The organism is Candidatus Glomeribacter gigasporarum BEG34 (assembly GCF_000227585.1).
GTDB lineage: Bacteria > Pseudomonadota > Gammaproteobacteria > Burkholderiales > Burkholderiaceae > Glomeribacter > Glomeribacter gigasporarum_B.
Genome location: NZ_CAFB01000063.1, coordinates 1 through 7,600, shown reverse-complemented (window position 1 = coordinate 7,600; position 7,600 = coordinate 1). Strand labels below are relative to the sequence as shown.

Annotated in this window: 16 protein-coding genes and 1 pseudogene; 11 read left to right on the top strand and 6 right to left on the bottom strand. The window is 49.6% G+C overall.

Features of this window, described 5'->3' with window-relative positions:
• Positions 1-170: 170 nt before the first annotated feature.
• From CAGGBEG34_RS08010 to relB, 4 genes are all read right to left on the bottom strand, one after another.
• A complete protein-coding gene (locus CAGGBEG34_RS08010) occupies positions 171-509 on the bottom strand; it encodes a type II toxin-antitoxin system PemK/MazF family toxin (RefSeq protein WP_238985023.1) in 339 nt (112 codons plus the stop codon).
• Entirely contained in the window at positions 497-733 is a 237-nt protein-coding gene (locus CAGGBEG34_RS10360) for an antitoxin MazE family protein (protein WP_238985022.1), read from the bottom strand. The genes CAGGBEG34_RS08010 and CAGGBEG34_RS10360 overlap by 13 nt, the downstream gene beginning before the upstream one ends.
• 221 nt (positions 734-954) lie before the next feature.
• Positions 955-1,020: a type II toxin-antitoxin system RelE family toxin gene (locus tag CAGGBEG34_RS12020; RefSeq protein ID WP_320408624.1), complete on the bottom strand. Its 66-nt coding sequence runs from the start codon at positions 1,018-1,020 to the stop codon at positions 955-957.
• A 183-nt stretch (positions 1,021-1,203) separates the two neighbouring features.
• Positions 1,204-1,431, bottom strand: a complete 228-nt coding sequence (gene relB / locus CAGGBEG34_RS08005) for a type II toxin-antitoxin system RelB family antitoxin (protein WP_006683197.1) — start codon at positions 1,429-1,431, stop codon at positions 1,204-1,206.
• A 70-nt stretch (positions 1,432-1,501) separates the two neighbouring features.
• Here relB and CAGGBEG34_RS12255 point away from each other — a divergent pair, with 70 nt between their 5' ends.
• A complete protein-coding gene (locus CAGGBEG34_RS12255) occupies positions 1,502-1,693 on the top strand; it encodes a SymE family type I addiction module toxin (protein WP_081463803.1) in 192 nt (63 codons plus the stop codon).
• Here CAGGBEG34_RS12255 and CAGGBEG34_RS08000 read toward each other — a convergent pair.
• On the bottom strand, positions 1,657-2,520 hold the full coding sequence (locus tag CAGGBEG34_RS08000) for a replication initiation protein (protein ID WP_006683196.1): 864 nt from the start codon (positions 2,518-2,520) through the stop codon (positions 1,657-1,659). The genes CAGGBEG34_RS12255 and CAGGBEG34_RS08000 overlap by 37 nt on opposite strands.
• A gap of 489 nt (positions 2,521-3,009) precedes the next feature.
• Here CAGGBEG34_RS08000 and CAGGBEG34_RS07990 point away from each other — a divergent pair, with 489 nt between their 5' ends.
• From CAGGBEG34_RS07990 to CAGGBEG34_RS12250, 8 genes and pseudogenes are all read left to right on the top strand, one after another.
• The gene (locus CAGGBEG34_RS07990; protein ID WP_006683195.1) at positions 3,010-3,300 is read left to right on the top strand and encodes a BrnT family toxin; all 291 of its coding nucleotides are present in this window, start codon (positions 3,010-3,012) and stop codon (positions 3,298-3,300) included.
• Positions 3,281-3,586, top strand: coding sequence for a BrnA antitoxin family protein (locus tag CAGGBEG34_RS07985; RefSeq protein ID WP_006683194.1), 306 nt, complete (start codon positions 3,281-3,283; stop codon positions 3,584-3,586). The genes CAGGBEG34_RS07990 and CAGGBEG34_RS07985 overlap by 20 nt, the downstream gene beginning before the upstream one ends.
• Before the next feature lie 178 nt (positions 3,587-3,764).
• Positions 3,765-4,007, top strand: coding sequence for a type II toxin-antitoxin system Phd/YefM family antitoxin (locus tag CAGGBEG34_RS10345; protein ID WP_081463800.1), 243 nt, complete (start codon positions 3,765-3,767; stop codon positions 4,005-4,007).
• Positions 4,007-4,426, top strand: coding sequence for a type II toxin-antitoxin system VapC family toxin (locus CAGGBEG34_RS07980; protein WP_006683193.1), 420 nt, complete (start codon positions 4,007-4,009; stop codon positions 4,424-4,426). Before CAGGBEG34_RS10345 ends, CAGGBEG34_RS07980 begins: the two co-directional genes overlap by 1 nt.
• A 214-nt stretch (positions 4,427-4,640) precedes the next feature.
• Complete coding sequence (locus CAGGBEG34_RS07975; protein WP_006683192.1) at positions 4,641-4,895, top strand: antitoxin; 255 nt, start codon at positions 4,641-4,643, stop codon at positions 4,893-4,895.
• 17 nt (positions 4,896-4,912) lie between these two features.
• Positions 4,913-5,317: a type II toxin-antitoxin system VapC family toxin gene (locus CAGGBEG34_RS07970; RefSeq protein ID WP_006683191.1), complete on the top strand. Its 405-nt coding sequence runs from the start codon at positions 4,913-4,915 to the stop codon at positions 5,315-5,317.
• Positions 5,314-5,676 carry a plasmid mobilization protein gene (locus CAGGBEG34_RS07965; protein ID WP_006683190.1) on the top strand — a complete coding sequence of 121 codons (363 nt, stop codon included), beginning with the start codon at positions 5,314-5,316 and terminating at the stop codon, positions 5,674-5,676. Before CAGGBEG34_RS07970 ends, CAGGBEG34_RS07965 begins: the two co-directional genes overlap by 4 nt.
• A gap of 43 nt (positions 5,677-5,719) precedes the next feature.
• A pseudogene (locus CAGGBEG34_RS12250) lies at positions 5,720-6,085 on the top strand (relaxase/mobilization nuclease domain-containing protein); the annotation flags it as partial.
• Here the strand turns inward: CAGGBEG34_RS12250 and CAGGBEG34_RS12245 are convergent.
• Positions 6,065-6,259: a hypothetical protein gene (locus CAGGBEG34_RS12245; protein ID WP_420885898.1), complete on the bottom strand. Its 195-nt coding sequence runs from the start codon at positions 6,257-6,259 to the stop codon at positions 6,065-6,067. The pseudogene CAGGBEG34_RS12250 and the gene CAGGBEG34_RS12245 overlap by 21 nt on opposite strands.
• A 154-nt stretch (positions 6,260-6,413) precedes the next feature.
• Here CAGGBEG34_RS12245 and CAGGBEG34_RS10335 point away from each other — a divergent pair, with 154 nt between their 5' ends.
• A complete protein-coding gene (locus tag CAGGBEG34_RS10335; RefSeq protein WP_081463799.1) occupies positions 6,414-6,920 on the top strand; it encodes an IncQ-type mobilization protein MobB in 507 nt (168 codons plus the stop codon).
• A gap of 56 nt (positions 6,921-6,976) precedes the next feature.
• Positions 6,977-7,600 (top strand): DNA-primase RepB domain-containing protein (locus CAGGBEG34_RS10330; RefSeq protein ID WP_042688389.1); only part of this gene is annotated, 624 nt, incomplete at its 3' end.

Here is a 7,600-nt window from a genome sequence, read left to right as displayed (position 1 = left end):
GCGGGGACATATTGAGGATTACGCGAAGCGGACGGCGGAAAAGGCGTGGCATGCGCCAGAAGTTTTAGAACACCGGAAGCAACAGAAGACAGTACGGCAAGAAGTGAAAGTGCGCGATCGAGTCAGAGGGATGGGTTTTTGAGCGTTGAGCAGATTTTGCCTTTATACACTCATGCGATTCCGTAAAAAATAGCTATTGCGCTTTCAATTTTGATCATCAATTTTCTGTTAATTTTTCCGATTATTCCACTGATTTTCTCCTTACGAACCGGCATAATTTTGTCCACCATGGCTTGAGAAAGCTTGGAAATTCCATTGCTCTTGTCCGGTTCAATAACGACACGAAAAACAGGCGCATCTTCAATGTGGCTGGTTAGAGGTAATACAGAAATGCTTTTCAATTCATTAAAGATATCTGACTGGATAATGATTGCAGGACGTGGCTTGCTTCCATAATCACCTTTCCCACCTGCGATGGTCACCACATCGCCCCGCTTCAAGCTTCCCACCCTTGTGTATCTGCGGTCGATTCAATCCAATCCATTATTTCTCGTTCATAGGTGACATTAGAGGCAATATTGCGCGTCTGCCTTTGACACTCTGAAACAAACTCTGGTTGTCTGGTATCTGGCACCCAGATTTGAATTGGGCGCATGCCGTTAGCGCGGCGTTGGTTGCGAAGCTTCTGCATTGCAGGAGCACTACTACGATGCGAAGTTTGTATCGTTTGCATAATGCACCTCGATATATCACTATGTAACAGTGCATTGTACAATAACTCGACATGATATGAAAAGGTATTTACACTTATTTTACCGCTAACACTAATAGCGGTCTGGGTTGGAATCCAGAAATGGAGCGGTAAGGGCCGCTATCGCAACTGATACGGCTTTTTTTGTCTAGTCGTGCTTTTATGGCGACCGGACGGCGGGGGCCGTAAGGCTCGCCAGTGCTTCATCTGTATACCTCTCGTCGGTGGCCTATCTCCACTACGAGAACGCATAGAGTGTCATTCTGAATGTCGCAGATGATTCGGTAATTGCCAACGCGGTAGCACCAAAACCAATAAGCGGCCCAGTCAGCACTTTACCTATGCTCCGTGGGTTTCCCCGCGGAGAAATGCGTTCTTCCATATAGTCAACAATACGCCGTGCCGTTTGTTTATCAAGCTTCTTAAGTTGACTCTTGGCTGTTTCGGTGTAATTAATTGTCCAAGCCAAGGTCTTTTCTCACACTAGCTGAGGAATAGACTTTTTCTTCTCCCTTACGAACGCGCTCCATTATCTCAGCAGCGAGGTAATAGTCTTCTAGCTCGTCGAGTCCATTCTCTATGATCTGCCGTAGGTAATAAGCTTTTGTGCGTCCAGTTCGAGAAGATAGAGAATCGAGACGCTGCTCAGTTTCAGTGGCGAGCCGAATTGAAGTAGCCATTTATAACTCACTTATAAAGAATAAGTGTATTCAATATATCACAAAAATATCTTAATTAGCTGATAACGGAATATATGCAGATCGCTTTGTCGAAGTCTCGCGTAACTATTTCTGTTTTTCAAATTCAAATAAGCCTGGACTATCCGTCCCTGCGATTTACATAAGCGGCCACTGGCTGCGCAAAGCCGGGTTCAGATTTTATGATCTAGTGCGCGTTCGCGTCGTTCATGGTTGCATTGCGCTGACCCTCGAAGGTGAGTGAGTCAAACGGGCTGCCGATAAGGTAGCCCGTTTGACTGATGAAGATTCAGGAGTTTCTAACGGTAAATTAATCTGCGGATTCGGCTGGAAATGAAACTCAAGGCCAATGACTTTTCGGCCTGCTTTAACCGGCTTCCATTGCACTAGCAAATCCGACTTTTCAATGATGGCTGATACGGCTGGCTCGATCACTCGAATCCGTAATGCTTTGAAGTTTTGTCGGCATGATGGGGGAGCCTCCATTGCCTCATGAAATGTCTCAATATCTGGCGTGTATTTGCCTGTGTCCTGCCATGACTTCAAACATTCATAGAGCCGCCATGCGTAAATGGAATCGAATGCACAAGCATGCTTGAGTTTATGGCTGGTGAATTGCTTGCGTAGCGCAAGCAGATGCGGCGCCACTTCAGGCGTGAAATTCAATTCTACCCAGCCTTCGCCATGATGGTAGGTAACACCTGAAATCCAGCGAAATTTTGCCTCTTTTGGGCCACGTCGTGTTTGCACGATGTATCGAATATACCTATTCCAGAGTTTCTCAGATGCGCTCTTGAGCTGGTTATAGGCCGTATCGTGGGTCAGCCCGAATTCCTCTGCATATTCTGTCGCAGAAAGCTTTATCTTCCAACCTTGATTTTGTGCGAGAAATAGCGCTTTGCTAGGCACTTGGTCGGTTTTGACTAGGCCCATCGCAATGATACGTTTCTCGCTTAAGTTCAAGCCGTGTGCAGCCCTTGCAAGGGTATTGCTCATGTTGACACGACATTCTGTCAATGGTTTGTCTTTGTTCTTGATAAATGCGGCTTGGAAAGTCTTCTTGTTTAACATATTGGGACAAGTTTCCGGTTATTGAAACAACAAATACTAAAGTTCCAATTATATAAAATGAACACTTAAAATGTAAATGTACCCTGTGGATAACAAATATCTGCCTGTGGATAGCACCGGAAAAATGTCCCACAAACCGGAAAAATGTCCGAATAAACCGGAAAAATGTCCCAATAGAACAATCTGAAAAATTCGCTGTAACCCAATACTAGTAAGGCTTTCAAGCCAACCCTCGCGCGCGCGCGCGAAGAAACATAAGAAACATATATAAGAAACCGCGCGCGCGCGAAGAAAAAAGCGGACAAAAAATCGTCAAGCGAAGCGAGACGAAAAAACCCTACACACCGCCCCCACCGCTGCGCGGTAGGGGAAAGAAAAACAAAACCACTTTGTTTCTGCGGCCTATGTTCCGTATGCGATTTTTTGCGCAGCTCTCTTTACCTTGTCTTTCTATTAAAATGTATGCACATTTATGTGCAATAATATTGCATGAAAACATGCTTTAAGTGGGATAACAACAAAGCGGCAAGTAACCTGCGCAAACACGGGGTAAGTTTTGAGGCTGCTGCGCAGGTGTTTGAAGACCCGTTTGCTATCTCAATTCAAGACCAAGTAGAAAACGGTGAAGAACGCTGGAAAACTATTGGCATGTCCGGTAATTGCGTACTGTTGTTGGTCGCGCATACCGTGTGTTTTGAGGGTTTAGAGGTTATTCGTATCATTTCGGCTCGTCGGGCCGGATCGAAAGAGAGGAAATGTTATGAGCGAGGTTACTTATGAGCAAGGACATTTACCACGTCTCACAGCAAAGCAAAAGGCAGAACTAAAAGCGCTGGCAAAAATGCCTGATGACACCATTGACTATAGCGATATCCCTCCCCTTACTGATGAGCAATTGGCGAATGCAGTGCGTGGACGCTTTTATAAGCCCATTAAGGAGCATGTAACGGTTCGCTTGGACTCAGATGTACTGAGATGGCTTAAAGCCTCTGGAAAGGGCTACCAGGGCCGTTTAAGGGCGATTCTGAGGAATGCGATGTTAAAGAGCCTGCATCAAGGTGAGTGAAGTGTTTTAGGCTTAAATATTTTTTGCTCGATTTAGTTTTGAAACGAGCAAAGCGAGACGACAACACCTGACACATCGCCCCCACCGCTATGCGGTAGGGGAAAGGAAAAACAGGGTTATCACATTCCTCTACCCATGTTAGAATAAACTAGTATATAAACCAGATTATTAAGATTCTATGTTTACTGAAATCGGTTCTTTTGACGCCAAGACAAAACTGTCACAACTCCTGCAAGGAATAAAGCGCGGTCAACGCTACACAATCACTTTGCGTGGTGAACCCATAGCAGACTTGGTGCCAAGTGAAAGCTCAACACGCAGAAGCAGCCAAACCGCTATTGAAGCCCTGCGCAGCTTCCACAGAGTAAAAGGCATCTCCCCTGAACAGGTAGCAACCTGGATTGCTGAGGGCCGGCAGTGATGGTTGTAATCGATGCCTCAATGGCATTGGCTTGGTTATTTGAGCGCTCCAAACCTGAAGAGGCTGACTGCGCGGCGTGCCTGTTGTCATCAATGGCAGATGTAAAAACGGTTGTACCCACTTTGTGGCACACTGAAATTGCCAACGCTCTATTGATGGGGGAGCGCCGTCACGTGGTCAACGAAGCCCAAGTTATCGACTATTTAACCCTGCTATCGTATTTACCAATTACCACTGATGATGCAGCGCCAGCGAGTCGGCGCGATCAGGTTATGGGACTGGCGCGCGAACATAAATTAACCGCCTACGACGCTACCTACCTCGACTTGGCATTCCGTAATGGTGCTGTTCTGGCGACTTTCGATGTAGAACTGGCTGAGGCGGTGTGCCGCGCCGGTGGTACTGTGTTCAGCAGCTAAATGACTAATTGCGTTATATTATGTTTATACGCTTAATTTGAAGCAAGCCATGTTTTCGCTTTGCTCAAACGGCTTGGCAGGGGGCTAGCCCCTGCACCCCGTGCGGCTCCCTCCGGTCGTCCGCGCTGGCAGTCCTCTCTTGTGATATATATCTTGATACATACTATCGCTTGATATATATTTAAATACCTATCAACAAAGTAAAAGGCTAGCGATGTCAACTACAGCAAAACTTTTCACAACAGGCCGAAGCCAAGCCGTGCGGCTTCCAATGGAATATCGATTTGAGGGTACGGAAGTTTTTATCCGCCGTGACTCGAAGACTGGCGATGTTGTTTTGTCACGCAAGCCGGATTCATGGCAAGGGTTCTTTGATCTGCTCGCCAGCACAATGATTCCGGCCAACTTTATGGATGACCGCAAACAACCTGCTGCGCCCCGTAATCCGTTTGAGAGTTGGGCCGAATGACTTTCCCGTCGCTCCATATGCTCGACACCAACATTGCGAGCGTCATTATTAAAGGCAATGTTCCCTTTATTCTTGCGCGTCTGACTGCACTGTCGATGAACAGTGTGGTTGTGTCATCGGTCACTGAAGCTGAGTTGCTGTATGGGCTAGCAAAGTGCGGTCGGCCTGCTGGCCTAGCGGCGCGCATCCGCGAGTTTTTGGCGCGGGTTGACGTGTTGCCTTGGGATAGGAAAGCGGCTGCCGCTTATGGCGATTTACGCACCTCGTTGGAAACCGTCGGGATCAGTCTTGAGGGTTTAGACATGATGATCGCGGCGCATGCTGTGTCTGTCGGTGCCACGCTCGTGACAAAGGATCAAGCTTTTAGCCGCGTACCCAGTGGGCTGAATATTGAGGATTGGACAAAGGAAATCTCACCATGAAGCGCAAAGGAGGTCGCCCCAAAGGTGACCCCGCCGCGCTTCGTGTGATGACCATCGGCGTGCGGGTTTCGTTGGATGAGTACGCCGCCCTGCGTCAGAAGGCGGCGCAAATGAGCATGACGCCTGCACAATGGCTGCGCGAGGCTGCTCTTTCGCGCCGGCTTCCTTCTCCGCCCGTTCCGCCCGTGAATAGGGAGCGCTACGCTGAGCTTGCCCGCCTTGCTGCGAACCTGAATCAGATCGCGCACAGAGCGAACGAAGGTTACGCAGTGACCGTGGCCGATGTGTTTTTGCGGCAACTGATGGAGGAAGTGTCACGCTTGCGACTGGCGCTCATTGGCGAGGAACAAAGCGAATGATTGCCAAGTTGGTTAAAGGAAAGGGTTTTCGCGGAGCGTTGGAATACAACCTGACAAAAGAAAGGGCCGTGTCATTGACTCAAATATGGCTGGTCACACTCCGCGCGAACTGGCCGCTGAATTTGGTGCGATTCGCAAGCTGCGCCCGAAGTTGGGCAAGGCTGTTTTACACGTTTCCTTGTCCGCTGCCCTAGGAGAGAAGCTCTCTGATGCGCAGTGGCGGGATATCAGCCAGCGCTATTTGCACGGGATGGGTTTTAACGAAAACCAGTTTTTAGTGATCCGGCACACCGATACCGAGCATGAACACGTCCACATTTTGGCGAACCGTATCCGGTTTGATGGGGAAGTCGTCAGCGACAGCCAAGACTATCGACGTCAAGAAGTCCTAATGCGCGAGATCGAGCGGGATTACTACCTTATCCGTGTTGCGCCGAGCATCGAAGCTGAGCGGCGCGCGCCGACCAAGGGCGAGATCGAATGCGCCTTGCGTACAGGCCAATCCTCCACCCGCCAGAAATTGCAGCACCTTTGTGATGCCGCAACCAAGGACTGTGGCAGCTTCACCGAGTATCAAAAGCATTTGGAGAGCATCGGCGTGGAGCTTGTACCAGTTGTCCAGCTCGAAGGCGCAAAGCTCTCCGGCCTCTCGTACCGGCTTGATGGCGTGACCATGAAAGGTAGCGATCTAGGTAAGGGATATAGCCCCGCAGGGCTGGCAAAACGTGGAGTGAGTTATGAGCAAAACCGAGATTTTGCGGCAGTCAGCCGCAGTCTCGAACGAGAGACGAGTAGAGCGTTTGGCAAACCAGATCGAGATGCTCCGGCAAGCCGATCGACAGAGCGTGGAGGAGTTGGCCGAGACGCTGGAACCTTTAGCGCAGGCAATGGCCGCGCTGACAGACGAGACTCGGCAGACGCTGGCCGAAATAGACCGCAAAAGCCGAGAGCAGGTCGAGACATTCAATCAGCAGATCGAAAACTCAGCGAAGGCGTGGAACAACGCGGCAGCGGAAGTAAAGCAAGCTGCCAACAGCCTGAACAAAGCAGGCGAGCGAATGGAGTGGACACACTATGCTTTAACGGTTCTGACGGGGGCGGTTACAGCAATACTTGTGACCGCCTTTTGGCTCTGGCTGGCACCGCCCAGAATCATGAATCAGATACAGCTCGACCCGCAGGCAGTGGCAGAACATCTGAAACCCGTTCTGACCGGACGGCGGTCGCTCTCCAAAGGCAAATAAGCGCCTTGGGCACGGAGCGGTTAGAGATCGGTATTCGTGACCAGAAGACCGGCCAGATGATGAACCGTGAATGGAATCGTGCTGAAATCGAGAAAAACACGCCTTGGCTTAAACGCATGAATGCCAAGGGCAACGATATTTACATCCGGCCCGTTGGTGAGCATGGATTTGTTTTGATAGATGATCTTAAGCCAGAAGCCCTAGCGCAGATGAAGGTCAAAGGTTTTACGCCAGCGGCCACGGTAGAAACCAGCCCCGGTAACTATCAAGCGTGGGTGAAATTCTCGGACACGCCGGTATCTGCTGATATACGCCGAATAGCCGCACAAGGACTGGCAAAGTCCTTCGGAGGCGACCCAAACAGCGCTGATAGCAGGCACTACGGGCGGCTGGCTGGCTTTACGAATCAAAAGTCGGAATACAGCCATGAGGGACGACAACCTTATGTGCTAGCTCATGACTGCTCTGGAAAGACAGCTAAAAGCGCGGCAGCGTATCTAGAGCGTATCGACCAGTACTTGGATAAGGTGACGGCTCAACAAGAGCGCCAGAGGCGTCTAAAGGTCGTTAGAGCGGCTAATCCGCCGTCTTACGGCTGGAACCCTGTTCATGAATACCAACGGCAAGCCAAACGCCTAATAGACCGCTACGGTGAAAATGCCGATCTCTCACGTTTGGAC

Coding starts and splice junctions, on each gene's coding strand:
- CAGGBEG34_RS10335 (WP_081463799.1), top strand. CDS start 6,414: ATGAGCAAAACCGAGATTTTGCGGCAGTCAGCCGCAGTCTCGAACGAG.
- CAGGBEG34_RS07965 (WP_006683190.1), top strand. CDS start 5,314: ATGAAGCGCAAAGGAGGTCGCCCCAAAGGTGACCCCGCCGCGCTTCGT.
- CAGGBEG34_RS12245 (WP_420885898.1), bottom strand. CDS start 6,259: ATGCTTTTGATACTCGGTGAAGCTGCCACAGTCCTTGGTTGCGGCATC.
- CAGGBEG34_RS08000 (WP_006683196.1), bottom strand. CDS start 2,520: ATGTTAAACAAGAAGACTTTCCAAGCCGCATTTATCAAGAACAAAGAC.
- CAGGBEG34_RS07975 (WP_006683192.1), top strand. CDS start 4,641: ATGTCAACTACAGCAAAACTTTTCACAACAGGCCGAAGCCAAGCCGTG.
- CAGGBEG34_RS10345 (WP_081463800.1), top strand. CDS start 3,765: ATGTTTACTGAAATCGGTTCTTTTGACGCCAAGACAAAACTGTCACAA.
- CAGGBEG34_RS10360 (WP_238985022.1), bottom strand. CDS start 733: ATGCAAACGATACAAACTTCGCATCGTAGTAGTGCTCCTGCAATGCAG.
- CAGGBEG34_RS07990 (WP_006683195.1), top strand. CDS start 3,010: ATGAAAACATGCTTTAAGTGGGATAACAACAAAGCGGCAAGTAACCTG.
- CAGGBEG34_RS07970 (WP_006683191.1), top strand. CDS start 4,913: ATGCTCGACACCAACATTGCGAGCGTCATTATTAAAGGCAATGTTCCC.
- CAGGBEG34_RS07980 (WP_006683193.1), top strand. CDS start 4,007: ATGGTTGTAATCGATGCCTCAATGGCATTGGCTTGGTTATTTGAGCGC.
- CAGGBEG34_RS07985 (WP_006683194.1), top strand. CDS start 3,281: ATGAGCGAGGTTACTTATGAGCAAGGACATTTACCACGTCTCACAGCA.
- relB (WP_006683197.1), bottom strand. CDS start 1,431: ATGGCTACTTCAATTCGGCTCGCCACTGAAACTGAGCAGCGTCTCGAT.